This is a genomic window from Embleya scabrispora DSM 41855, from assembly GCF_000372745.1.
In the GTDB taxonomy this organism is placed as follows: domain Bacteria; phylum Actinomycetota; class Actinomycetes; order Streptomycetales; family Streptomycetaceae; genus Embleya; species Embleya scabrispora.
This window is the reverse complement of sequence record NZ_KB889697.1, coordinates 116297-140829: the sequence shown is the minus strand read 5'-3', so window position 1 is coordinate 140829 and position 24533 is coordinate 116297. Positions and strand designations below refer to the sequence as shown.

The window sequence follows — 24533 nt, the reverse complement described above, 5'->3', positions numbered from 1 at the left end:
CATCCTTACACCGTAAGGCAAGCTGTTCTCGCGCCACACTTACGGCGTAAGGCAAGCGGCCGAAGGAGACGGGGAACATGCTGATCGGGGCGATGGTACGGCGGCTCGACGACGGTGTGGACTACGCGACCTTCCGCGATGCGTGGCTTCCGGACGAGCAGTTCGCGGGCGATCCGAGGCGGGTGCTCAGCGCGATCGATCTTGCCGACCCGCAACAGCTCATGACGGTCGCATTGATCGACGCGAGCCCCGAGCTGATCCCCGAGTGGATCGACCGGATCGGGGCGAGCGAGCAGCGGCGCGCCGAGCGGATCAAGGACCTGGTGGGGCCGTGGCAGCTCAACAGCACGTACCGGGTCGTCGCCGACGACGATTTCGCGCTGCCGATCAGGCGCTGAGGACGCGACCCGGTCCCGGCCGCGGCGTCGGCTCGGTCCGGCCCGGTCTGGCCTTTCCGCACCGCGCACAGCCCGGATTCACCCCACCCGGCGGAAAATCTTTGTTCCGAACGACTGTTCCCCTGCTAGCGTCGCAGCGTGGCGAAATTGAACCAGATCATCGCGGTGGAGAAGGGCGTCAAGACCAAGTCCTTCCAGGAGTTGACGGACGCTCACCAGCGGGTCCAGAAGGGCGCGTTGCTGTCCGGCATCTCGCGGACCTATCAGCCCAAGGACGAAGAGGGCGAGCAACTGCCGCCCGAGTCGACCCGGGTCCAGGTCAAGGGCGAGGAGGTGCTGCGCTCCGTCACCGGCACGCTCACCCGTCTCTTCGACGTGACCGCGACCAAGGACTGGGCCAACTGCGAGGCCCGCGCCGACGTGGTCGTCGACGGGACGCCGTTGCTGCGCGATGTGCCGGTGTCGTACCTGCTCTTCCTGGAGAAGCAGTTGGTCGACGTGCACACCTTCGTGCGCAAGCTGCCGGTCCTGGACGCCGCCGAGACCTGGACGCTGGACCCCTCCACGGACTCCTGGCGGACCGAGCCGGTGCGTACGGTGCGGACCAAGAAGGTGCCGCGCAACCATGTCAAGGCCGAGGCGACCGAACACCACCCGGCCCAGGTGGAGATGTACTTCGAGGACATCGCCGCCGGCTACTGGACGACGGTGAAGTTCTCCGGTGCGCTGCCTGCCCGCCGGGTGAACGAACTCGTCGACCGGGTGGAAAAGTTGCAGCGCGCGGTGAAGTTCGCCCGCGAGGAGGCCAACGGCGCGGACGTGACGGATCGTCTGGTCGGTGACGCCGTCTTCGGCTACCTGCTCGGCAACGGCCACAACGGGTAGCATTCGAGAATCCCCCGACCGGAGGGTCAGGGGTGCGCGAGGAGCGCAAGCTGAAACTGAAGCTTGTCGTGACGAACGCGGGTAACGGTGGAGGTTCGAATCCTCCTCCCGGCACCACGAGCCGGGATGGCCCAATACGGCAGAGGCAGCCCGCGATCAATCTCAGACTCTTGCTCCAGACTCAGCATCGCCACCTATCGCCGGATCGACCGGACGGGGCTCCAGTCGTCGGTTGCTGGTTCGACTCCAGCCCGGGCCGCTCGTGGCCTGGTAGTTCAATGGTAGAACGCGACGACTTTCAAGACGACCCTGGTCCTTAAACGTGCCGGCGTGCCCGATCGGGTGGCACAGCGGGCCTCCGCGGGCAGGCTAGCCCCGCGGAGGCCTACCAAATCCCTACCTCGAGCCGAATCAATCCACGGTCGCCAACTCGTGCCAACGGACCATGACTTCCGGGTCCCCGGCGAGTCGGCAGCCGGTGGTGTCGGCCCGATTCCACAGGAGTAGATACAGGTTCTCGGCGGGGCCCGAGACGGTGAGATCGGCGGGGCCGGCACCGGACTCCACCCGCCGCCCGTCGGTGGCGATCCGCATGGTCCAGGCGGCGGAGTCGTCGTCGGGGGCGATCGCGATGCTCAGCGGCGGGTCGGCAACGAGGTTGCGCCCGGGCCGGGACAGGAAGCCGGTCAGCAACTCGTCGATCCCGTCCGCGGCGAACTCCGCGGGCACGGTGGACGGTCGGCCGGCCGCGAGTTCGGCGTCGACGCGGTGTACGGCGGTCTCGTGCGCTTGGCGCCGGGCCCAGAAGGCGATCGCGGACGGAGCCTCGAAGAAGGTCCACGCCCGGGTGTCCGGGGCGGCCGTGGTGAGGGCCTTGAGCAGATCCGCGTGCGTGGTGCGGTACCAGTCGAGCAGTTCGCCGTCGCCCGGCGCCTGGAAGAGTGCCGTCGTATCCTCTCGGCTCGGGCGCGTGATGCTGCCCGACCGCACGACGAACGCGGCCCAACGATGCACGCCGCCCAGATGCGCGAGCAGGTCCCGGATCCGCCAATCAGGGCAGCTCGGGACAGGCGCGTCCAGACCGGTGTGTTCGGCCGTATCGGCGAGCAACTCGCCGTCGGCGCGCAGGATGTCGAGGTGAGTGGCAATGTCCATCCGCCCACGCTCTCACGTGGGATCGGAGGGGTACAGGTGGTCGCCGGCTCGGGGTAAAGGGATAGGACGTTCGCCCGACGGGTCCTATGCTGGGGTGCGATGGGTAGCTTCGGTGTATATGTCGTCGCTCGATCGGCGTGGCCCCTGTTGGAACTGCCTGCCGTACAGCAGGCCGGAGGCGAACCCCGCTGGTCGGCTCACGACGGCGACTGGCAGGTTCTGCTGCTGTCGTCGGGGCTGGATCCGGGTCCGACGTTGATGGCGGACACGGACGCGCCGGTGTTGACCGCCGACGTGGTGTCCGGCCACTTCGCGATGATCGACGCGCAGAGCCCGCGCGGGGGCGCGGTCTGGCATTGCGCGCTGGCGCCGCGGGTGGCCAGGTCGTACGCGCTCGACCCGGAGCTCGGCCCGCCCCCGGAACGGGTGGTCCCGCGCGCCGTCGTCTGGGCTCGCGAGGCGGGGCTCACACCGGACGAGGCCGCCCTGGACACCACACTGCGCGCGGAGGGCACGCCGGACGAACTGTTGCGGGCGTTTCTCGACGCGTTGGGCTTTCGCTTCGTGGTGGACGGAGCTTAGGCGGGGGCGGGGTGGTGCATCGGGCGGGGCGGGGCTGCGATCGGGTGGATGTCGGAGCCGGCATGTTCAATGGAACGATGGCCATTCGACCCGCCCGCGCCAACATCGATCCCGTTTCGTCCGAGCCGTCGATTCCCGACGAGGGGCTCGTGATCCGGAACGAGGACTGGTACGCGAGGTCGCTGACGGAGACCACGAAGTACACGCGCTACTCGTTCCTGGACACCGACTGGACCGAGGTGGTGGACGAGGGCGCGGTCTTCGACGAATGCACCTTCGCCGGGGTCGCATTCAACGCGTCGCGGCACACCGGGGCGGCGTTCACGAACTGCACGTTCAAGCGCTGCACGTTCTTCGACACCCGGTTCACCGATTGCAAGCTGGTCGGCAGCCTGTTCCAACAGTGCACCTACACCCTCTTCGCGGTCTCGGGCGGAGACTGGTCGTTCGTCGGGCTGCCCGGCGCCGACCTGCGCCAGGCCGGCTTCGACGGCGTCCGGATGCGCGAGGCCGATCTGACCGCCGCGCGTCTGGAGCAGGCGACCCTGACCGATTGCGACCTGTCCGGCGCGATGCTGCACGGCTCGAAGCTGACCGGCGCCGACCTGCGCGGCAGCGATCTCTCCTCGCTCGACCCGCTGACGGTCGAGTCCAAGGGTGCGACGATCACCTTGGAACAGGCCGCAACGCTCGCCACGACGATGGGCTGGAACGTCCACTGAAAACGCACCCGGCCCCCTACCCCACCCGCAACGGCCAGGCGCATCCACCCAATCACCCCTGAACGAGACCCAACCCCTCCCAGACCACAACACCCCACGCCTCACAGCCAACGCCAGACGGGAAGACACGCCGAACATTCCGGCGAGTACCCACCTGGATCCATTTGCCTCGACGCCCCGATCCGGGCGGCACGGCACCGTCGAACAGCCGGAAGCCGCCGCCCTACCGGACCAGTGCAAACTCCCGGCCGACGACCGCACAGCGCACACAGCGACCAGACAGACCAACTCGCGGGCTCGGTCGCCGTCCAGCCGCCTCCGCCACCCCGCACGCGACCACACCGCGGAAACGAGCCTGGCCATCGGCCGGGGTCACCCTGCTCGATGAAAGCTGCCACGGCACCACGCGGACTAAATCCTCGGCCGCCACGCACCCTGCCGATATACGGTCAACACGCAGCAAACGACGAACCGTCAGGCGTCACACGAAATCAATTCTCACCGTCACGACCCAAGGACGGTGTGTTCAACGTGATTTTGTTCGGGGACTTTGAGGCGCGCCTGAACGGCTCCGGCGTGCAGAAGCGTAACTGTCCGTTCCAATGAGCCGGAGTTCGCAAACCATTGAGCGATGGCTGAACGCGTGGCAGCGAGTGGAGGCGAAATGGGTGAGCCCTAGTTCATGATTTGCAGTTCTCCGACTCGCGCGGTAGTCGAGGAAGCGCCCGTCATATCAGAAAGTTCATGCCTTCCTTCGGCGTCCCGATAATAGGCCTTCCAGTTTACCGTCGCACTGACCGTGTATTTGCTTCCGTCTTTCCCTGCGGAGGTTTTTGTATATTTGTAACCACAGGCAGGTGAGTTTTTGTTTCCATCCGAAGACTGGTATGCGACCCCGGGATTGAAGCACGTCTGACTGTGCCCGTCTCCCATATCCCACGTTACGCTGTGGGAGTAGGCTGTCACGGTAACTTCGACGTTGCCTACCTTGAGCGTCTTGTCAATTCCGTCCGGAGACCACCTGTGTGGATCTGTTGTATCGATCCACAGCCAGACCGGAAGACCAACGAGGCCCAGATTTCCATCACTGGGCGTCATGAATACCTTGGGTTTGCGCAGTTCAAGTTGAGCGAGTGCCTGGGCAGCTACTTGGGCAGCCGTTGGGCCGCCGCCACCACCTGTCGTATTGTTTCCGGTGGTAGCTCCTGCAATGCCGCCGGCGCCCGAGTCCGGGAAAGGATTTGTCGATCCCGACCCGCCCCCTGTATTACCACCTCCGCCGGATCCGCCGCCAGTCCCGGACCCGCCCGGCGTCGTAATATCAATGCAAATGATAAGATCTTCGCACTCGTTAACGCCAGCAGATGCCGAAGGAAGGGAGACGAGAGCGGTTGTGAGGCCGACAGAGCATCCCAGAATAGCTCCCGTGGTTAGTCGTGACGTTTTCATGAAGCCCCCTCGGGTGACTTATTTTCCGGGAATGAGCTACCGATTCCTACTTATACTACTCAAGCTGGAGTTCCATCCCCGGATAGCGCGCGGTAGGAGTCGGCAACTATGTCCACTGCTGAGTTTCCGGGGGGTGGTACCTTAAGAACCACCATATTGACTGTGGTCAGATCAAGCGTTTTCCATTTTGTTGTTCTGCCATTCAGGTTCTGAAGGCCCTCGCTGCGAGTGACCGTAATTACGCCGGATGGTCCTGGGGTCAAGTGAGACGTTGTTTTCGTCGTGCACATGACCAGCTTGTCACCGTCCGAGGTCCTCCAAGCCGGGATTCGGCCGTCGGGTAGCGGTTCGGTTCTAGCTGCGACCGCGCCGCCCGCAGTCAGTGGCACCATTCCTTGTTTGTTCTGCTCCGCGACCTGACGTGCAGATTTCGTACGGGGTCCCCAGCTGACGGCAGGGGTCGACTCGCCATTCATATAGGAGGTGAAGCTCCTGCAGGTGTCTTCGCCGTAGTCGATGTTGTTTTCAGTAATGTCCGGAGCGTCGTTCAGTGTTGCTATTTGCGCGACTTTCGGCATTTCTTGGTCGATGCCTGTATAAGTCAGAAAAGACATGCGCCATGGGCCTGAGCCTCGTGCTTGCTGCAGAACTCCCACAGAAGTCCGTGATTTACCACTGAGAGATTGGCGACCGACGGCAAGAAGCCATCTATCGCTGCCGTTGGGTGCTCCTTGAGGGGTGACGACCTGAATGTCGTCGTTTGCTGCCTTCTCCTCGCTGCTCGGGACGCTGTCTCCGTACTTAAGAATCCTTTCTTGTCGTGCCTTGGAGACTTCAAGCATGGCGCCGGTTTCGATATCTTCCAGCGCTTTGATGCTGTGAGATGAAGTTGCTTGTTTGCTGAGATCGAAGTATCTCTGGGAGATGCCCTTTCCTTCGGCTTCGCTGATTGGTGGTGTCGGTGCTGTCGATGCCGTTTGGGGTGCCGGGAGGGGAGCGGCGGCGGTTTTGGGGGCGGCTTGGTTGATTTTGGGGGTTTTGGAATTTTTGTCGGTGGAGCAGGCTGTGGTGCCGGCCAGGAGGGTGGCGGCGGTTAGGGCTGCCAGGAGGGTTGCCGGGAGTTGGGTCTTGTTTGGTCCGGCCAAAACTGCCACCCCCGCAGTTGCGATCTTCGGAGTTCGGTGCTCAACGGTGATCCGAAGCATCATTGCACTTGATCGGGTGTGTCGTAAGCGTCTTCGGAAGATCACTGCACGTAGGGGGATTGCGCCACTCGGCGGGGCAAAACGGTGGGTACTGCGTGATCGTGGGACGTGGTGGGTGGAGGTGCAGGTCCGGGCCGCCGGGTCAGTGGGTGGTGCCGACCAGGGTGGTCAGGCCGTGGCCCTCTTGCCATTGGCCCAGGCGTGGTCTGTCGAGTAGGACGATGCCGTGGGACCGGGCGAACTCGCGGGCCTCTGGGGTGAATCCGTGGGGGGTGACGAATACCGGGATGTCGGCCTGGTGGTCGTGGTGCGCCGTGCCGATGAAGTCGTGGAGGTCCAGGGGGTGGGCCTCGTGGTCGGTGGGGCCGCAGCCAATCAGGACGAGGCTGCCGTTGGGGAGGTATGCCTTGATGTTGGCGTCCGGGGCGAGCTGGACGGCGAGGAGGCCGTCGCGGCGGCAGAGGTCGGCGATCCGGCGTCCGAAGTCGCGGTCGTCCGGGTGATCGGCGCGGTTGTCGAGGGTCGAGCCGGCGAGGTGTACGACTGTGCAGAGGAGGGCCAGGGAGGCCGAGGTGGCCAGCCATGCGTCGACGCCGGTGATGCCGAGGAATTCGAACAGGTCGCGCAATGCGATAGCCGGGACGACGACCAGCAGGACTATGGCCCGGCCGCGGAGTTTGGCGTGGGTGGGGGTTCGGGGCATGCGGGATCCCTCCGGTGGCTACCGACGGCGGAGCGGGCGGCAGCTTAGGCGGAGGGGCGGCCGGTCAACCACCCGACTGGATGGTGGAGGGGGTTGGTGGGCGGCTCGGGTGAGCTCTGCCGGGAGGGGATCTCGCTGCTCCTTGGGGGTGTTGGTGTCCGGTGGTGTGCTTGTCGGGCGGTTGGTTGGTGCGGGGCCATGTGGGTGATGGGGGGATTGGGGGGCGAGTGTGCGGGGGTGGCTGGGCCGATGTCAGCGGGTGCCGAGCGGGGAGCAGGTAGCAGCTGGTGGATTCGGGGCGGTGGGGCGTGGGGCGTTGGGGTCTCGGGCGGTCTGGGTGGAGGTCGGCCGCTTCGGCGGGAAACGCAGCTGCTTCGTTCGATCGGTGATTGCGAGCAGGTGGCACGTTTCGAGGCGGTGGGCCGTTGCGGGCTCGGGCGCGGTGGGGGAGGGCGGGGCGCTCCGGTGGGGCGCGGCCGCTTTGCTCGGGGCGCGAAGTGAGATCACGTGGCCTCGGGTGCGCGCGCGAGCCGCCTGCCCTTCCCATCCGACTCGCGCCATCCTCGCCCCATGTGACCCTTGGTCGCGGGAGCCGCGGGAGCCGCGGGAGCCGCGGGAGCCGCGGGAGCCGCGGGAGGAACGGGTGGTAGCGCGGCGGTGTGTGGCGGGTGAGTGGCGGGTGAGTGGGCGGCCCCTTGGGGTGCGGGGGCGGTGCGGCCGTGTGGGCGGTGGCGGTGGGGGTTCATTTCCCGTTCGGTGTCATCGGTTGGCGAAGGTGGTTAGTGTGCCGGCGCCGGCTCCGCTATCTTCTGCCGAATGAGCAGGATCCGTAAGACAGCGATCATGGTTGTGGCATGTTTCGGCCTCGCGTTCGCGGGAGTGGCTTCCGCCTATGCGATTCCCGGTCAGCACCCGCAGGTCCGCAAGGTCTGTCGGGTACTCGACCCGGAGGCCAAGCACGCCAAGCGTGCCAACCATGACGGCCGTGCCGGCGCACCGTCGGTGCGCCGCCAGCGGCACGAAGGCGTGATGGGGGAAGTGGCCGACCACTACTGCGTGCCGGGCGGCGGGAAGCACCGGAACCGGGTCAACCCAAGTGCACGACCTGCAGCACGGTAACTGTCGTCGTCCCCTCGTTGAGTAGTACCACCACGATCAAGGGCCCCGCTGCTGCGGTGCGGACGATGCGGTCGTCCTCGCCGTAGCGGACGGTGGCCGTGTACGGGTCACAGACCAGCTTGTACAGCAGCAGTCCCCAGTGGTTCAGCGTGGTTTCGGGGAAGCGGTCGATGACTTCCTGATGCTCGATGCCGATCCGCGGGCGCCACGTCACGCGGCACTGCTTTGCGCTCGGCCGCGTGCGATCCACTTGCGGACGATTTCCTCGTCCACCTCGTCGAGGTCCGGATCCTTGCCGGTGGCCCGTACCTGTGCCGCGAGGGCGCGCGCGTGCGGCAGATTGGCGATCAGCTCTTCCGCGGCTTGCGTGTAGCGGGCCAGCAGGCCGGGCAGATCGCCGATCGGCGTCAGGTGCACCAGTCGCAGGAATTCGTGGCGGGCTTCGGGGTGCGGGAGCGCATGCGCGATGCGATCCACGGTCCACGGGTCCGTGCTGTTCACGCCGGGCCTCTCTTCCCTACGGACGAAATGATCCGGGATCAGATTAGGGGCCGGGCGTGCGGTTGCGGCGCTGATCGGCGGGTGACGATCGGTGCGATCCGCATGTGACAATCCGTCAATTTCGGGTGGATGATGGGCATTTGCCCGTCCTGGTGGCCTGGCACCTGACCATCCGGGAGTCCTCGGCGGAGTCCTGGGTCGGCACCAGCGGCGGGTCGACCGGCCCGGCCGTCGTCGGCGTTCGCTCGGGCAGGGTGGGCGCATCGGCGCGCGTATCGTCCTCCTCCTTCGCCGGCCGGGCCTCGACGGAAGGTGTCGTGGCGAGGCTGGGCGCCACGGAATCCGGCGTCGGCCGGCTGGTCACCGCGGTCGTGGCGGGCGGGACGGGGGCCGCGGGGCCCACGCGTTCCGGATTCGACGGGGCCAGGAACAGGCCAGCGCCGGCGATCGCCAGTACGGCCGCGCCGGCGCCCAGCGTCGCCACACGGCGGCGTCGGCGGGCCCGGCGGCCGCCCGCGACGGCCGCGTCCACCACGCTCGGGAAGTCGGGCTCGGGTTGATCCAGGATCAGTTGGAACAGGTCGTGATCGTTCATGGCCGGCCTCACCGTTCGGACAGCTCCCACATGTGCTCGCCGACGAGTTCGCGCAGCCGGTTCAGGCCGCGCGAACTCTGGCTCTTGACCGTTCCCGTGCTGATTCGCAGGGCCTCCGCCGTCTGTTCGACGCTCCAGTCCTCCCAGAATCGCAGTACGAGCACGGCCCGGTAGCGCGGTGGCAGCCGCAACAGCGCCGTCCGCAGGGTCAGCCGCAGGTCGGGCGACGAGGACTCGTCGTCCGGCCGCTGTGGGAGTTCGTCGACCGGCTCCTCCCGCCAACGGCCCTTGCGTTGCTGGTCGATGTAGGTGCGGGTCATCACCACTCGGGCGTATGCGTCCACGTTGCCGTCCCGACGCAGTCGGCCCCAGGCCGTGTACATCTTCATCAGCGTGGTCTGGGTGAGGTCCTGCGCCTCGTGCCAGTCGCCACACAGCAGATAGGCCGAGCGGCGCAGCTGGGCCTGCCGGGCCTCGGCGTACTCGCGGAACTCCCGTTCACGGGCGGCCTCTCTCACGCGCTCGGCAGCGGGGTTGCCAGGGGGTGGTCGCGGGGGTCGCGCACCGTGATCTCCTCCTCACCTGCCCCGTGCCGTGGACACAGGGACGCAACGGCTGGTGTCGGTCGCCTGTTTGCCTGCATTTCGAGGGGCCTGTCACCCAGGGGATACGTGGTTCGGCGGCCCCGGGTTGCATCGAGCCTCGGAGATCTTCCGCACGTCTCCGAGGCGGGCGCGGGGTGCAACGCGGCTCCATCGGCGGACGTATGTCTCTTCTGTGACGTCCGGGTTCGCTCGCGGCCCGACAGCGGTGAAAGCGAAGGAGTACATACGTGATGAACCGTCAAGACCGGGCACCCGGCCGGAACATGCGCCGGGCCGGGCCGGTCTGGGCCGTACTCGCGACTGTCGGCATCGCGCTGGGCGCCTGGATGGGCATTGCCCCCGCCTCCGATGCGGACGAACCGAAGCCGTCGCCCGCCTCGCTGACCTCGGTCGAGACCGGCGATACCGATCCGATGCCGACCGCGGGTCGGGGCCGGCCAACCGTGGACAACCTCGGGCCGGTTGCGCCGCGGAAGGTCCGGGTGCCCGCGCCCGGCCGGGCCGGCGTGGTCACGCCGGGCAAGCCGTACGTGGACAGGGGCATCGACCCGACCGCGCCGGGCGGTGAGCGGCCGAACCGGCACCTCGGCCCGGAGCGCCCGAAGGCGGACCAGGCAGGAGCGTCGTGGGCCGCGCGCGCGACGACCGACGACGCGCCGAAGGAGCCCGGCCTCCCGGCGCGGACCCGCGACCCGGCCGAGCCGGCGAAGCCCTGAAAGACCCGCCGCACGCCCGGAGTCCCGGTCCACGCCGCACGTCCCGAACCCGATACGCCCCGGTTTCGGCCGCCGCTCCCGTCTCCGAACGCGCGTCCAATACGCTCGGCACGCCGTCCGGCACACCGTTCACCCCAAGGAGTCGCCACGTGGTTCCGATCGCCCCGGGCGCAGTTCCGCTGCTCGGCCACACCCCGGCGCTGCTGCGCGGCCGCTGGGACTTCGTGTCGTCGCTGCGTGCCCATGGGCCGATCGTGCGGATCCGGGTCGGGCCGAAGGAGTTGTACGTCCTCAACGACCCCGCCCTCGTTCGGTGCGTCCTGGTCGAACACGCGGACAGCATCGAGCGCGACGGCTTCTTCAAGCAGGCCCGGTTGCACATCGGGGACGGCCTCGCCGCATCCGACGGGCCCCTGCATCGCAGCCAACGGCGGATCCTGCAGCCCGCGTTCCAGCGGTCGCGGATCGGCGGATACGTGGAACTGATTCGCCGCCGGGCCGAACAGGCGAGCGCACAATGGCTGCCGGGTTCCGCGCTCGCGCTCGATCGGGAGATGAGCGAACTCGGGCTCGACACGCTCGGCCGGTTGATCTTCGGGGAGAATCCGGCGGCCGACGCGGCCGTGGCCGAGGTGCGGCGTTCGCTGCCGGTGTTCATCCAGGAGGTGTTCACTCGCACCGCGTTGCCCGAATGGGCCAGGCAGTTGCCCACACCCGGCAACCGGCGCTTCGCCGAGACGGGCCGCCGGTTGCGGGCGGCGATCGCTTCGGCCGTGGACGCCGGCGCGGGTACGGGTCTGCTCGGCGAGTTCGCGCGCATGGACATGTCACCCGAACTGGTACGCGACGAGGTGGTGTCGATGTTGATCGCCGGCAACGACAACACGAACGCCACCCTTTCGTGGGTATTTCACGAGATCGGTCGGCATGAGAGCGTGCGCAAACGCCTGCACGCCGAACTGGACGAGGTGTTGGCCGGCGGACCGGTGACCGCCGAGAACATCGGCGATCTCGTATATACAAGGTGCGTTGTCGACGAGACGCTTCGGTTGTACGCGCCCTGGCTGGTGGTTCGCCGGGCCAATCGCGACGTGGACGTGATGGGTCATCACATTCCGAGCGGCGGCGACGTGTTGTACAGCCACCATGCGCTGCACCGGGATCCCGGGCTGTTTCCGGAGCCCGAGCGCTTCGACCCGGATCGATGGGCCGAGCCGGGCTATCGCGGGCATGTGCGCGGCGTGTACATGCCGTTCGGCGCGGGCGTGCATCGCTGCATCGGCGAGCACCTGTTCCTGGCCCAGATCGTGACCACCGTCGCGACCGTGTCGGCCCGGTGGCAGCTGCTCCCCGCGCCTGGCAAGCCGTCCCGCCCGAGGACGAGCGCGCTTCCCCGTCCGGGGCACCTCCCGGTGACGGCCGTCCGCCGAAGGACCTGAGGTCGCCCGCGCCCGGCAACGACTCCGGTCGCCCCGGCGCGGGACACCGCCCCGAACCGCGCCCGGGCCCCGCCCAAAACCCCGGCCGAACCCCGGCCCCCGACCCGGCCGAACCCCGCCCCGTCCCAGCCGCCGATACGCCACCGATCCCCCAATACCCCACCCCCACAAGCCCCTAAGCGATTTGACGACACTTCCACCCCTTCGCCGGATTGGCCGGTGGGGCCCCGCCCGCGCCCACGCAGCGTGTCGAGTACGGTTCGCAGCGTCGGGTCGGCAGTGCGTTATCACGTTCGGGCGATCACGGTGCGCGCAGAACTCGGCCGGCCAACAATTGCCCGAAAGTGCTTGCGGAGCGCCTCGTTTCGGGACCATCGTGGGGCCCGTTCGGTGTCCGGAACGAGATGCTTGCCCGTGATCTTTGGTGGGGTCGGGTTCGTCATACGGCGTCCGCGATCGTGCTGGTTGGCGTGGTGGGAAATCGTTTCGGAAAGCTTCGAATGATCAACTTCGGCGGCTGTTTTCGGGCCGTTCACCATTCACCTGACAGTGTGTGTGGTGGAAGATACGAGCGGTAGCTCCGAAGTGGATCACGGTCCGCGCGGAACCTGGGTGGACCCGGTAGAGCAAGGGGGCGGAGCCGGTGGTGAAGGCAGCTACGGAACGGCCATCGGGCAACGGCGTCGTGCCGCAGGGCGCCGCCGCCGGCGCGATGCCGGTCACGCCTACGCGCAGCCTCGGTGCCAGACGCCGGCGGCCGGCGCTCATCGCGCTCTCGGTCGCGCTGATCGCGGCCGGCGGACTCGGCTCGGCGGCGTTCTATCAAATGGGCGACGAGCGCGTGTCCGTGCTCGCGGTCGCGCGCACGGTGCCCTACGGCCAGACGATCGCCGCCGAGGACCTGCGGGTCGTGGAGATCAACGACGCCCCGGGACTGCGCCCGATCGGATCCGGCTCCAAGGCCGTCATCGTGGGCAAACGCGCGGCCGTCGAGCTGCGCGCGGGCACCTTGTTGACCTCGGATCAGGTCACCGAGCGGATCGCGATCCAGCCGGGTGAGACGCTCGTCCCGATCGCCGTGGACGGGACCAAGATGCCGGTGCAGCGGGTCACGCCCGGCACCCGGATCCTGGTCGTGACGGCGGTGCCCGTGGCCGGCGGCAACGCCAACGCCGCACCCACGCAACCGATCACCACCGCGGCCACGGTGATCCGCTCCGGCGCCGCGGACTCCACTTCGAACTCCGGCAAGTCCGTCCTGGACGTCGCGGTACCCGCCAAGGACGGTCCGGTACTGGCTCTCCAGGTCGCCGAGGGCAAATTCTCCATCGTCGTGCTGAACACGGGCAACGCGGACGCGGCACCGGCCAGGACCGGAGGAGCCCCATGACCGTCGTCGCGGTCACCGGTGGCACCGGCGCGCCCGGCGCCACCTCGACCGCGCTCGCGCTCCTGCTCACGTGGCCGCTGCCGGCCGGCCGCCGGGTGATCCTGATCGAGGCCGACCCGGATGGGGGTTCGATCCTGGCCGGTGCGCTGCAGGGTCGGGTTTCGGCCGAGTACGGCCTGCACCAGCTGGGTGTGGCGCACCGTCAGGGAAACCTGGTGGACGCGTTCTTCCGGCAATTGGTCGACCTGTCCGACGGCCGGCGCGAACGGCTGCTGCTGCCCGGCCTGGTGGACCCCACCCAGTCGTCCGGACTGGCCTACACGTGGGATCCGATCTCGCAACTCGCCGCCGGTCTGGGCAATCAGCAGATCCCGCACGACGTGATCATCGACCTCGGCCGGCGCGGCACCACCGGAGCGTCGGCGATCGCCGCGCGCAGGGCAGATCTGGTACTGCCGGTCGTGCGCGGGACGTTGCCCTCGTTGGCCCAGGCGCAGCCCCGGCTGGCCTCGTTGCGCGGCGACCTCGACACGCACGGGACCGGCTCGGACTCGATCGCGCTCGTGGTGATCGAGGAGGGGCGGTACGCACGGCAGGAGATCGGCAAACACCTGGACGCGCCCGTGTTGGGCCTGCTGCCGTTCGATCCCGAACGCGCTCGGGTGTTGTCCCACGGTGAAGGGGACACTGGGAGAAGGTTCCTGCGTTCGAAGTTCATGCGTGCCGCGCGGACCACCGCGGAGGCCGCACTGGCCCTGGCCAACCAACGCCGGATGCGGTTGGCGCCGCGCCCGGCACCCGGCGGCGAGTTGCCCTCCGGACCCGACGCGCCCATGCCGGGCGACGGTTGGGCCCAGGCCGCCGCCTACATCCGCCGTCCGGCGGAGTCGGAATCCCGACCCGAGGCCGAACCGGCGCACCGGCCGGCCGGCGAGGAGGCGGGTCATGTTCGATAACGCGCGGCCCCTGCACCCGGATCCGCACAACAAGCCGGAACCCGAGCCGCCCGCCGAGACCGGCTACCGCCCGCACATGCACGTCGTGCCGGGCCTCCCGGAGGCGGAGGACGTGCTGTACGCGCCGCCGGCGCCCCCGCTGCGCACGTGGCCCGAGGGGTTCCAGCGCAGCGCCCCGGCCGGACCCGACGCGGCCTCCGGGGCCTGGTCGGCGGGCGCGGGATCGCTCACCCCGGCCGTGGGGCACACGCCGCCGCCGACGCCCGCCAACGGCTCGCCGGTTCCGCCGGCCGCGGCACACGCGAACGGGCTGCTGAACGGCGCGAGCCGGCACGCGGGCAGCCGGGACGGCATGTTCACCGTGCCGCCGACGGCGAGCGTGAGCGCGAACGGCGTCGGCACGGTCAGCCGGCGACCCTCGCCGGCCGGACAGGCGCCCGTCACGACCACCACCACCAAGCCGCCCCGAAACCCCTCCGGCGAACCGGTCGTGGATCCGGCCGTGGTGCGGATACTGAAGGACCGCGCGGCCGAACAACTACACGAGTTCGACAAGATGTCGCCCGGTCTGACCCACGAGGACCGCGAGCAGCGCGGCCGGGCGATCGTTGCCCAGGTCGTCGCCGAATGGGCCGACATCACCGCGCGCGAGCGGGGCATCTCCACCACCCCCGCCGAGGACCGGGCGATGGCCCGGGCGGTGTGGGACTGGCTGTTCCGGGCCGGCCCGTTGGAGCCGTACCTGACCGACCCCGCCGTGGAGAACATCCTGGTCAACGGCTACGACACGGTCTGGGTCGACTACGCCGACCGTCCCCGCGTCCAGGTGCCGCCGCTGACCGCCTCCGACGAGGAACTACGCGAGTTGCTCCGCGATCTGGCCCGACGGCACGGCAGCGGCGAACGCACCCTGTCCACCGCGCAGCCCACGCTGGCCCTGCGGTTGCCGGACGGCTCGCGACTCCAGGCGATCACCGAGGTCACCCCGCACACCTACGTGACGATCCGTCGACACCGGGTGCGAGACGTGCGGCTCGCCGATCTGATCGGACTGGGCACACTGGACCGGACCCTGGCCGCCTTCCTGGGCTCGCTGGTCCGGGCCAAGAAGAACCTGATCATCTGCGGTACCCAGGGCGTGGGCAAGACGTCGCTGCTGCGCGCGCTGTCCCATGAGATCCCCCGGGACGAGCGGATCGGCACCTTCGAGACCGAACTCGAACTCTTCCTGCACGAGTTGGGGCACCTGCGCCAGGTCGTGGCGATCGAGGCCCGGGAAGGCAACGGCGAGCGGGGCATCGACGGCAAGTCGGCGGGTGAGTTGACCATCGGCGAGTTGATCCCCTCCGCGCTGCGGATGTCGCTGTCCCGGATGATCGTCGGCGAGGTGCGTTCCAGCGAGATCGTGCCGATGTTGCGGGTGATGACGAACGGCGAGGGCGGCTCGATGTGCACGCTGCACGTGCGCGAGCCGGACATGATCTTCGACCGGATAGCCGAACTCTGCCTGGAGTACGGCGCGCACATGAGCCCGGAGCTGGCCTACCGGCTCGCTTCCAACGCGGTCGACTACGTGGTCTTCGTGCGGATGATCGACGAGACGGCGATCGGCGGGAAGCGGCATCGTTTCGTGTCGCACGTGCTGGAGGTGACCGGGATGGGCGAGCACCGCCGCCCGGCCGTGAACACGATCTTCGCGCCGACCGGCGACGATCCGCGGGGGATGGCCCGGATGTACCCCTCGGACATGCCGGACCTGATTCGGGCCGGCTTCAGTCCGCATCTGCTCGACGAGCCGCACGGCTGGCGGCCGTTGCAGCTGAAACTGCATCAGGCCGGGTGACGCACATGGGTGACGCGCTGTTGGTCGCGGTGTGCGGGTGCCTGTTGGTGGGCGGCCTGATCGGCTTGGTCGTCGGACTCGTCGGCACGTACGACGATCCCACGCCCAAGCCGCCCGGACGGCTGGAGTTGGCCGTGCGGCGGATGCGGTCGGGTCCGGTGAGCGCCCGGCAACGCACCGCGCGGCGGGTGCGCCTGGGCATCGGGCTCGTGGTGGCCGCCCTGGTCTGGTTGTTCACCGGCTTTCTGATGGCCGGTCTCCTGGTGATCGTCGCCTTCACCGGCCTGCCCTGGCTGCTCGCGCCGACCAAGAGCGACCGCACCGTCATCAACCGGCTGGACGCGCTCGCCGAGTGGACCCGGCGGATCGCCGACCTGATCGAGCTGGGCGCCGGTCTGGAGAACGCGATCCTCACCTCACGCGCGACCTGCCCGGAGCCGATCGTCGAGGAAGTCGGCGACCTGGTCAGCCGGTTGCAGTCGCGATGGCGTCCGGACGAGGCGTTACGGGCATTCGCCGCCGACCTGGGCGATGCCACGGCGGACAAGATCGCGGCGGCGCTCATCCTGCGCTCCGCGGACCGCGGACCCGGCCTGGCGATGGCGCTCAAGGACCTGGCCGGCACGGTGCGCGAAGAGGTGCGCCAGCGTCGCGCGATCGAGGCGGACCGGGCCGGCGCCCGGATCGCCGTGCGCTGGATCACCTACATCACACTCGGCGTGACCGCCCTGGTCGTGGTGATCAACCGCAGCTACGCGGAACCGTACGGGACCGTGGCCGGGCAACTGGTCCTGCTGCTCCTGGCGATGGCCTATGTCGGCACGCTGATGTGGATGCGATCGCTGGCCACGGACCGCGTCAAGCCGCGGTTCCTGGTCGCCGACGCGCGCAGTGTCGTCAAGGCGGCGAAAGCGGTGGACGCACAACAGGCGGAAGGCGTGCACAGCGCTCCCGTGTTGCGGGGTGAGTGGTCGTGATCCCACCCGAGATGATCGTCAGCGGCTGTGTCCTGGGCGCCGGCGTCGCGCTGCTCGTGCGCGAGTTGTGGCCGGCGCCGCCGGACCTGGGCAACGCGCTGCACCGGCTCTCCGGCACGCCCAAGCGGCGCATCGAGCAGACCGGCAGCAAGTACGACGACCAACTCGTCACGCTGGCCCGCCGCATCCCGGGCTTTCGGGTCCCGCACCGCGAACTGGACCTGGTCGGTGAGACGGTCGCGCAATTCGTGCGCACCAAGGCGTTGTTGGCCCTGCTCGGCCTGCTGTTGCCGGCGATGCTCTCCGCGGTCCTGGTGGCCACCGGAATCGGCGTGGCCTTCTACGTACCGCTGTTCCTGTCCCTGGCGGTGGCGGCCGGGATGTGGGTCATCCCCGACTTCGCGCTGCGCGACCAGGCCAAGGCGGCCCGGACCGAGTTCCAGCACGCGGCCGCCGCCTACCTGGACCTGGTCGCGCTCGGCCGCGCCGGCGACGCGGGGCCGGCGGAGGCGCTGGAACGGGCCGCGGCCGTGGGGGACGGTTGGGCGTTCGTGCGGATCCAGGACGCGTTGGCGCGGGCCCGGGTGAGCGGCGCGGACCCCTGGGACGGCCTGCGCGACCTGGCCAAGGACCTGGACCTGCCGGAACTCGCGGATGTGGCGGACATCATCGAGATGGCGGGCACCGAAGGCGCTGCCGTATACGGCACATTGCGGGCGCGATCACAGTCCCTGCGCATCGAACTGCTCGCAAACGAACACGAACAGGCGAACGCGGACTCGGAACGGCTCACCGTTCCGGGGACGATGCTCGTGGTGATCATGGGAATCCTCCTCGGATTCCCGGCAATATCCCGGATTTTCTCGGTATGAACGACCTTCGGACCCCGAGCCGTTCTCCGGAAGGAGTACAGGCAATGCAAACCGGTTCCTCGTCCCCCGCGGTGCTCGATCGCGTGGAAACCGCCGTACACAGGCTGGCCCCGGCCCCGATCGCCTTCGTGCTGATCGTCACGGGCGGTGTGGTCGACCGCTACCGGCGGTTGCGCAAGGAGCGCGACCACGGCGCGGTCAGCATCGAGACGGCGATCATCGTCGCGGTGCTCATCGTCGCCGCGGTCAGCATCGCGGCGGTCATCTACGCCATGTACCAGAAGTACCAGAAGAACCTGAAGGACTCCGACAAGGACTACAAGGCGCCCGCGCCGAACGCCTAGAGATTCGACGCCCCAGGATTCGGACCCGTTCTCGTGAACAAGGTGCCACTCGACACTCTCGTCGACGCGATCCGGCGCCGCCTGCGCAAGGCAGGCGGCCCGGATCGCGGTGGCATGTCCATCACCATGGCGATCATCTTCCCGGTGTTCATCCTCGTGCTGCTCGCGGTGATCCAGGGCTGCCTGTGGTGGTACGCCCGCGAAGTCGCGATGCAGGCGGCCAAGGAGGGCGTCGAGGAGGGGCGGCGGAAGGACGGCAACGTCCGAGCCGCGGAACAGCGCAGCCGGGATGTGGCGAAGGACCTCAGTGGGGGAATGCTCAAAGACCTGAAGGTGATTCCGGAGCGCGACGACAGGCGGCTCAAGGTGACCGTCCAGGGCACATCGTTGTCGATCGTGCCCGGCATCGGGAGTCTGACCATCACGCAGCACGCGGACGGCGTCGTCGAGCGGTGGACGACAGCGGGCCGATGAGGATCTGGGGGACGAGGGTGGACAGGGGGAGGCCGCAGGCGGACGAGGGGTCGTTCGCCCTGGAGGCAGCGGTACTCGCGCCCGTGTTGATCGCTTTCCTGTGTCTGATCATCGCGTTCGGGCGAACCACACTGGCCGGCAACGGGGTCGATGCGGCGGCGAAGGCGGGGGCACGGGAGGCGTCGATCGCGCGTGATGCGACCAGCGCCAGGGGAGCAGCCGATGCGGCCGTGAAGCGGTCCCTGGACCAGGACGGGATCGGTTGTGATCCGCAGACCACCGTCGATGCCAGGGGCTTCGAGGCCGATGTCGGCACGGCGGCCACCGTCACCGTGACGGTCACGTGCAAGGTGTCGCTCTCCGATGTCGCCTTCCCGGGTATTCCCGGCTCGAAGACGATGCAGGGCACCTTCACCTCCGTGATCGACACCTACCGGGAGAGGTCGCCGGGGTGACGACCGTGGGGCGAACGCCCGCGCAGGACAAGGGCCTCGTCGCCGACCCCCGGGACCGGGGATCGCTCGCCATCATGCTCGCGATCATGATGGCGGTGATCATTCTGCTCGTCGGGTTGGTGATCGACGGCGGCGGCAAATTGCGTACGGACTCCAAGGCCGATGCCTTCGCACAGGAGGCCGCCCGCGCCGCCGGGCAGGCGATCGACCCCACCAAGGCCATTCCGGGGACGGCGATCGTGGTGCCCAAGGAACGGGCCGAGAAGGCAGCGCTCGACTACCTCGCCGGAACGGCGGTGGAACCCCTACCACAAGTCAGCGTCGCCCCCGACGGCCGCAGCATCGAAGTCTCCGTGACCCTCAAGTACAACACCAAGGTGGCCGCCTTCTTCGGCGTTTCCACCGTCACCGTCAAAGGCCATGCCCGTGCCGGGCTCGTCCATGGGATCCAAGCCCCGGAGGACGCACCGTGACCGTTACCCAAGGCCCTCGTCCCGGCGCCGGTTCCGGTCCCGGGGCGCACGCTCGCAGCCGTGACGACCGGGGCAGGCGCCGCGGACTCGGCCGCTTCCTCTTCGACCTCGTGCGCGGCCTGCTCAGCCTCGCCGTGCTGCTCGCCCTGCTGATCGGCCTGCCGGCGCTGCTCGTCGTGGCCACCACGACCCTGTTGCCGCATCGACTACCCGCACTGGACGAGGTCACCAAGATCTTGACCGCGCCCGACGACGGGAGCGGGTTCATCGCGGCACTCGCGATCATCGCGTGGATCGCGTGGTTGTGCTTCGCCATCTCCGTCGTGGTGGAAATCCCCGCCCAGGTGCGGGGGTTGTCCGCACCGCGGATTCGCGGTCTGGGCTGGAGCCAGAAGGCGGCCGGCGCGCTGATTGGCGGCATCATGCTGCTGTTGCCCACCGGTACCGCGTTGGCGGCGGGACAGGCACAGGCCGCTCCGCAGTTGGCGGACAGCGTCGCAAGTGCGCCCAGCCGGGTCGTGGAGCAGGAAATCCCGGTCCGGGTGCAGGATCCCGGGCCCGCTGCCGGGCCCACGCATACGGTCCAGCGTGGTGATTCGTTGTGGACGATCGCCGAGGAGCGGCTGGGCGACGGCAAGCGGTGGACGGAGATCGCCAAGCTCAACGACGGCAAGGTGATGGCGAACGGCCAGCCGTTCGATTCGGCGGATTACGTCGAGGTGGGCTGGGTGCTCGCACTGCCCGCGAATGCGGCGCCACCCGCCGAGGTCAAGGCCGCTCACGCGCCCGAGACCGGGCCGGGGGACCAGCGCGACGACAAGAAGGCGTTGCCGCAGACGGTCACGGTCAAGCCCGGCGACACCCTGTCGGACATCGCCGAGGAACTGCTCGGCGACGGCGACCGCTACCCGGAGATCTTCGCCGCCAACAAGGACAAGCCGCAGCCGAGCGGTTCGACCCTGACCGACCCGAATGCGATCGAACCCGGCTGGACGTTGTCCATCCCGGGAGCCGGCGGCGCCGAGACCCAACAGCAGCCGCAGCAGCAACCGCCCCGGCTTCCGCAACAGGACCCCGCTGGGCAGCAGGCGCCACAGCAGCCGCAGACACCGCAGCAACAACCGCCCGCCCAGCAGCCCAAGCCGTTCGTCGAGACCCCGCCGCAGATCGCCAAGCAGGACCCGATCACCGCGCCGAGCGCCCCCGCCGAGTCGAGCGAGGCGCCGAAGCAGAAGACCGAGAACACCAATCCCACCGGCAGCCGAGCCGAGGCGCCGAGCACGGGCGGCGACGAGCGTTCGGTGCCGATCGGTGCCATCGCGCTGGGAGCGGTGGGCGCGGCAGCGGTGCTGGGCGCACTGCTGGTGCGCCGCCGGCTCCAGCAGTCGGTACGCCGGGACGGCCGCCGGATCGCGATGCCCGCGCCGGCGGCCGCCGACCTCGAACAACAGCTGCGCGCGACCGAGACGCCGGACGCGCTGGACCTGTTCGACCGCACGCTCCGGACGCTGTGCGCCCGGATGTCGGACACCGGGCGAACCCTGCCGTTGATCGATTCGGTGCAGCTGACCGACCGTCGGCTCGAACTGCATCTGGCCGCGCCGTCTCCGCCGCTGTATCCCTTCGAGGCGGTGCACGGCGACCACATGCACTGGACCTGCCCGGCGGACGCCGAGTTGCTGCACACCAGCGCGGCGGCCAACGTGCCGGCGCCCTATCCCGCACTCGCGGTACTGGGCGAAACCGACGACGGCCGACAGCTGTTGATCGATCTCGAGTCGCTCGGCGTGGTCGGTCTCACCGATGGCTCCGGCGAGGACAACCTCGCGGTGCTGCGCGCGCTGGCGGTCGAGCTGCTGTCCAACGTGTGGAGCGACGATCTGTGCGTGACGGTGGTCGGCTTCGGCCGCGAACTGCGCGACGTCGAACGCGAGGGCCGCCAACAACTGCGCTACGCCTACTCGCTGGACGAGGCCCTCGGCCGACTGGCGACCTGGTCCGACGAGGTGGTCGGGCTGCTCGACGACGCCAAGTTGACCTCGCCGCGCCAGGCTCGTACCAAGGGCATCCTGCCGGACACGTGGCCGCCGGAGATCGTGTTGTCCCTGGAGCCGTTGACCGAGGCACACGTGCCGCACATCCAGCGGTTGACCAACACCTACCCGCGCGCAGCCGCCGCGATCATCGCGCCGATCCACTCCGAGCCGTGGCTCAGCGGACTGGGCGTGACCCGACTGCCCACCGTGCCGGGTGTGGTGACGCCGAGTCGGATCAACACCGACGTGCACGTGCAGCGCCTCGAAGACCCCCAGTATCAGGCGCTGGTGAGCATGTTCACCGTCTCCAAGGATCTGGACGGGGTGCCCGCCGACGAGGTGCTGATCCCGGGTCAGCGACCCGACCACGAGCCGGAACCGGTACAGGTGGGTGCCGGAGCGGCCGGCGGCAGCATCTCCTCGGCCGCATGGTCCGCGGTCGGCGGGATGGAGCGCCCCGCCCGAATGGGCGGCGGCACCGCGACCGACGTGGACGTCGACGCGCCCCCCGGCTACTACCAGCCCGACCCCACCGATCCCGAGCCGGACGAACGGGCGTTCGCGGCGCCGGCGCCGAATACGGGCGGCCGGGTCGGCTCGGGCTCCTGGGGAGCCGCGGTGTATCCGGTCACCGGACGCCCGTTGGCGCCGCCGGAGCGGATCGAGCGGCGCGTGGGATCGCCGGAGGACACCGGCTCGCTGCCGCTGCCCTGGTTGCCCGACGACCCGCACGACTACGACGCGGACCAGGCCGAGCCGGCCGAACATGTCCACGAGCCCCGGCTGTTCCAGTCCTCGACGATCGGCTCGGACGGAACGGACCTCGCGGGGCAGCGGACGTACTCCGAGTCCACGGCTACGGCGGAGCCGGCGATCGGCGGGCGACCCGCTGCCGAGACCGGCGCGGAGCCCGCGTACCCGGAGCAGTCATATGCCGAACCGCCGTATGCGGAACCGCCGTACCCGCATCCGCCATATGGCGGTGAAGCGCCGGTGCCGTCATCCTTCGAGGAGCCGACCGTCGACGGGTCGGTCCGTACCGGGGCGGTGTACGCCGAGCCGGACGCTCGGGAAGCCGTCGTCGTCGCACCGAGTCACCGGGAAGTAAAGGCCGAGGACGCGGCGTTCGGGGCGGCGGCGCCCGGAACAGCGGTGCCCGATGCGGCGGACCCGGCGGACTCGACCCTCGGCGAACCGGCGTTCGGAGCGCCCGTCGATGTCGAACAGGCGGCCGTGCGCGGCCCGTTGGTCGACGAGCGGTCGGTGTCGGACGACGGGCACGACGAAATAGGACTCGAAGGGGTGGACGATCCCGAGGACCACCCTTACGCATCCGTCGAGGAAGCCGGGCGCCCGGCGGATCCGGCGGCGGCCGCAGAGGCCCCGGACGAGGGAACAGCAGTGCCGATCGACGCCCGGACCAATACCGGAGAACAAGCCCCGCCGCGGGATGTCGAGGACGCGCCGGAGGGCGGCTACGCGGCCTACCCGGCACACGCGGCCAACGGGCACGGAGGCGTGCGCGCCGACGTGTTCGGCGCTCCAGGGGTCCACGTATTGGGTCCGGACGACGAAGTCGACCTGATGCAGGGCCGGGAGCGCGAGCGGACCGCACCGGCGACGACCGAGTCGGGCTCCGCGCTGCCGAAGCGGGCGGAGAGCGCGGCGGGCGGCGTCGAGATGCCGTCCGCCGAGTACTGGGGCGCGCCGGGCCAGGTGCAGGAGGGCCTCACCGCCGAGGACTCCGGGATGTTCCTGGTCGTTGCGCCGGATCCCGAGGCGGCCGTGCCGGAAGCCCAGGAGGTGGGTTCGACCTGGGACGTCGCGCCGCCGGTCGCCGCGTTGCCCGCCGAGGCCCCGGCCGCGTCCGGGCAACCGTCGGAAGGCTTCGCGCCGACCTATCCGGAGATTCGGATACTGGGTCAGGTCGATTTGATCGGCGTCGGCGAGGAGGTCGAGCACGGCCGCCGCGCCCGGCTGACCGAACTCGCCGCCTGGATCGCGCTGCACCCGGGTCGCCCGCTGAGTGAACTCGACGCCGCCGTCTGGCCGCTGGGTGTCACCGCCACCGCGCGCAACTCGGCGATCAGCCAGCTGCGCCGGTGGGTGGGCACCGGGCAGGACGGTACGAGCCACCTGCCGGCCGCGGTCGGCGGCGGAGGCTACGCGTTCGGGCCGGGCTTCGCGTGCGACTGGTTCCGTTTCCGCCAATTGGTGGCGCCCGGCCTGTACGGGAGCCACGAGGTGGCGATGGACTATGCGAGGGCGTTGGACATAGTGCGCGACGCGCCGTTCGACGGGGTGGGTCCGCGCCGCTACGTCTGGGCCGAGCCGTTCCGCCAGCAGATGATCGCCGAGATCGTCGACGTCGCCGCCCGACTGGCCGACTACCACCTGGACAACCACGACCCGCAGTCCGCCAAGCGGGCCTGCTCGGTCGGTCTGGTGGTGTGCCCCGAGTCGCAGATGCTCTATCGCACGATGTTCCGGGCCACGCATATAACGGGCGATCGCGCGGAGTTGGACTACTACGTGGACCGGTTGGACGGCTTGCTCGCCGGCCTGGGCGCGGAACCCGAGCCACTCACCGTCGAGTTGCTGCGCGACCTGCTGGACGACTGAGCGGGCGGTGGGCGGAC

At 69.1% G+C, this 24533-nt stretch carries 25 protein-coding genes; 17 read left to right on the top strand and 8 right to left on the bottom strand.

Annotation, left to right across the window (positions count from 1 at the left end):
* Positions 1 to 77 precede the first annotated feature (77 nt).
* A complete protein-coding gene (locus A3IC_RS0137790) occupies positions 78 to 398 on the top strand; it encodes a hypothetical protein (RefSeq protein ID WP_020555273.1) in 321 nt (106 codons plus the stop codon).
* 138 nt (positions 399 to 536) lie between these two features.
* Complete coding sequence (locus A3IC_RS0137785; protein ID WP_020555272.1) at positions 537 to 1283, top strand: DUF7873 family protein; 747 nt, start codon at positions 537 to 539, stop codon at positions 1281 to 1283.
* Positions 1284 to 1694: 411 nt separating this feature from the next.
* Here A3IC_RS0137785 and A3IC_RS58850 read toward each other — a convergent pair whose 3' ends face one another.
* Positions 1695 to 2438, bottom strand: coding sequence for a maleylpyruvate isomerase family mycothiol-dependent enzyme (locus tag A3IC_RS58850; RefSeq protein ID WP_020555271.1), 744 nt, complete (start codon positions 2436 to 2438; stop codon positions 1695 to 1697).
* A gap of 99 nt (positions 2439 to 2537) precedes the next feature.
* Here A3IC_RS58850 and A3IC_RS0137775 point away from each other — a divergent pair, with 99 nt between their 5' ends.
* The gene (locus A3IC_RS0137775) at positions 2538 to 3020 is read left to right on the top strand and encodes a hypothetical protein (RefSeq protein ID WP_158696254.1); all 483 of its coding nucleotides are present in this window, start codon (positions 2538 to 2540) and stop codon (positions 3018 to 3020) included.
* A 77-nt stretch (positions 3021 to 3097) separates the two neighbouring features.
* Entirely contained in the window at positions 3098 to 3742 is a 645-nt protein-coding gene (locus A3IC_RS0137770) for a pentapeptide repeat-containing protein (protein WP_020555269.1), read from the top strand.
* A gap of 675 nt (positions 3743 to 4417) precedes the next feature.
* Here A3IC_RS0137770 and A3IC_RS69145 read toward each other — a convergent pair.
* The 3 genes from A3IC_RS69145 to A3IC_RS63175 all read right to left on the bottom strand — a co-directional run bounded on the left by A3IC_RS69145 (position 4418) and on the right by A3IC_RS63175 (position 7099).
* The gene (locus A3IC_RS69145; protein ID WP_158696253.1) at positions 4418 to 5191 is read right to left on the bottom strand and encodes a hypothetical protein; all 774 of its coding nucleotides are present in this window, start codon (positions 5189 to 5191) and stop codon (positions 4418 to 4420) included.
* 59 nt (positions 5192 to 5250) lie between these two features.
* Positions 5251 to 6396, bottom strand: a complete 1146-nt coding sequence (locus tag A3IC_RS69140) for a DUF8094 domain-containing protein (protein WP_158696252.1) — start codon at positions 6394 to 6396, stop codon at positions 5251 to 5253.
* Positions 6397 to 6538: 142 nt separating this feature from the next.
* Positions 6539 to 7099: a restriction endonuclease gene (locus tag A3IC_RS63175; protein WP_020555268.1), complete on the bottom strand. Its 561-nt coding sequence runs from the start codon at positions 7097 to 7099 to the stop codon at positions 6539 to 6541.
* Between the two features lie 816 nt (positions 7100 to 7915).
* Between A3IC_RS63175 and A3IC_RS69135 the strand changes: the two genes are divergently transcribed.
* On the top strand, positions 7916 to 8218 hold the full coding sequence (locus A3IC_RS69135) for a hypothetical protein (RefSeq protein WP_158696251.1): 303 nt from the start codon (positions 7916 to 7918) through the stop codon (positions 8216 to 8218).
* Here A3IC_RS69135 and A3IC_RS58840 read toward each other — a convergent pair.
* The 4 genes from A3IC_RS58840 to A3IC_RS0137745 form a co-directional block, all read right to left on the bottom strand.
* Complete coding sequence (locus A3IC_RS58840) at positions 8187 to 8432, bottom strand: hypothetical protein (RefSeq protein WP_020555267.1); 246 nt, start codon at positions 8430 to 8432, stop codon at positions 8187 to 8189. The genes A3IC_RS69135 and A3IC_RS58840 overlap by 32 nt on opposite strands.
* Complete coding sequence (locus A3IC_RS58835) at positions 8429 to 8719, bottom strand: hypothetical protein (RefSeq protein ID WP_020555266.1); 291 nt, start codon at positions 8717 to 8719, stop codon at positions 8429 to 8431. Before A3IC_RS58835 ends, A3IC_RS58840 begins: the two co-directional genes overlap by 4 nt.
* A 115-nt stretch (positions 8720 to 8834) precedes the next feature.
* Positions 8835 to 9314: a hypothetical protein gene (locus A3IC_RS67005; protein WP_040877792.1), complete on the bottom strand. Its 480-nt coding sequence runs from the start codon at positions 9312 to 9314 to the stop codon at positions 8835 to 8837.
* Between the two features lie 8 nt (positions 9315 to 9322).
* Positions 9323 to 9832: a SigE family RNA polymerase sigma factor gene (locus A3IC_RS0137745; RefSeq protein ID WP_020555265.1), complete on the bottom strand. Its 510-nt coding sequence runs from the start codon at positions 9830 to 9832 to the stop codon at positions 9323 to 9325.
* 317 nt (positions 9833 to 10149) lie between these two features.
* Between A3IC_RS0137745 and A3IC_RS0137740 the strand changes: the two genes are divergently transcribed.
* The 12 genes from A3IC_RS0137740 to A3IC_RS63165 all read left to right on the top strand — a co-directional run bounded on the left by A3IC_RS0137740 (position 10150) and on the right by A3IC_RS63165 (position 24516).
* Entirely contained in the window at positions 10150 to 10635 is a 486-nt protein-coding gene (locus tag A3IC_RS0137740) for a hypothetical protein (RefSeq protein ID WP_026219196.1), read from the top strand.
* 149 nt (positions 10636 to 10784) lie between these two features.
* The gene (locus A3IC_RS0137735; RefSeq protein WP_020555263.1) at positions 10785 to 12074 is read left to right on the top strand and encodes a cytochrome P450; all 1290 of its coding nucleotides are present in this window, start codon (positions 10785 to 10787) and stop codon (positions 12072 to 12074) included.
* Positions 12075 to 12720: 646 nt separating this feature from the next.
* Complete coding sequence (locus A3IC_RS58825) at positions 12721 to 13464, top strand: SAF domain-containing protein (protein WP_158696250.1); 744 nt, start codon at positions 12721 to 12723, stop codon at positions 13462 to 13464.
* Entirely contained in the window at positions 13461 to 14420 is a 960-nt protein-coding gene (locus tag A3IC_RS58820; RefSeq protein WP_020555261.1) for a CpaE/TadZ family protein, read from the top strand. Before A3IC_RS58825 ends, A3IC_RS58820 begins: the two co-directional genes overlap by 4 nt.
* Complete coding sequence (locus A3IC_RS58815) at positions 14410 to 16263, top strand: TadA family conjugal transfer-associated ATPase (protein ID WP_020555260.1); 1854 nt, start codon at positions 14410 to 14412, stop codon at positions 16261 to 16263. Before A3IC_RS58820 ends, A3IC_RS58815 begins: the two co-directional genes overlap by 11 nt.
* A gap of 5 nt (positions 16264 to 16268) precedes the next feature.
* Complete coding sequence (locus tag A3IC_RS0137715) at positions 16269 to 17240, top strand: type II secretion system F family protein (RefSeq protein WP_020555259.1); 972 nt, start codon at positions 16269 to 16271, stop codon at positions 17238 to 17240.
* Positions 17237 to 18112 carry a type II secretion system F family protein gene (locus A3IC_RS0137710; RefSeq protein WP_106669126.1) on the top strand — a complete coding sequence of 292 codons (876 nt, stop codon included), beginning with the start codon at positions 17237 to 17239 and terminating at the stop codon, positions 18110 to 18112. The genes A3IC_RS0137715 and A3IC_RS0137710 overlap by 4 nt, the downstream gene beginning before the upstream one ends.
* 44 nt (positions 18113 to 18156) lie before the next feature.
* The gene (locus tag A3IC_RS0137705; RefSeq protein WP_020555257.1) at positions 18157 to 18456 is read left to right on the top strand and encodes a hypothetical protein; all 300 of its coding nucleotides are present in this window, start codon (positions 18157 to 18159) and stop codon (positions 18454 to 18456) included.
* A gap of 42 nt (positions 18457 to 18498) precedes the next feature.
* Complete coding sequence (locus A3IC_RS0137700) at positions 18499 to 18930, top strand: TadE family protein (RefSeq protein WP_158696249.1); 432 nt, start codon at positions 18499 to 18501, stop codon at positions 18928 to 18930.
* 17 nt (positions 18931 to 18947) lie between these two features.
* A complete protein-coding gene (locus A3IC_RS0137695) occupies positions 18948 to 19385 on the top strand; it encodes a TadE family protein (RefSeq protein ID WP_026219193.1) in 438 nt (145 codons plus the stop codon).
* Positions 19382 to 19858, top strand: coding sequence for a pilus assembly protein TadG-related protein (locus A3IC_RS0137690; RefSeq protein ID WP_020555254.1), 477 nt, complete (start codon positions 19382 to 19384; stop codon positions 19856 to 19858). The genes A3IC_RS0137695 and A3IC_RS0137690 overlap by 4 nt, the downstream gene beginning before the upstream one ends.
* On the top strand, positions 19855 to 24516 hold the full coding sequence (locus A3IC_RS63165) for a LysM peptidoglycan-binding domain-containing protein (RefSeq protein WP_158696248.1): 4662 nt from the start codon (positions 19855 to 19857) through the stop codon (positions 24514 to 24516). The genes A3IC_RS0137690 and A3IC_RS63165 overlap by 4 nt, the downstream gene beginning before the upstream one ends.
* The last annotated feature ends 17 nt before the right edge of the window (positions 24517 to 24533 follow it).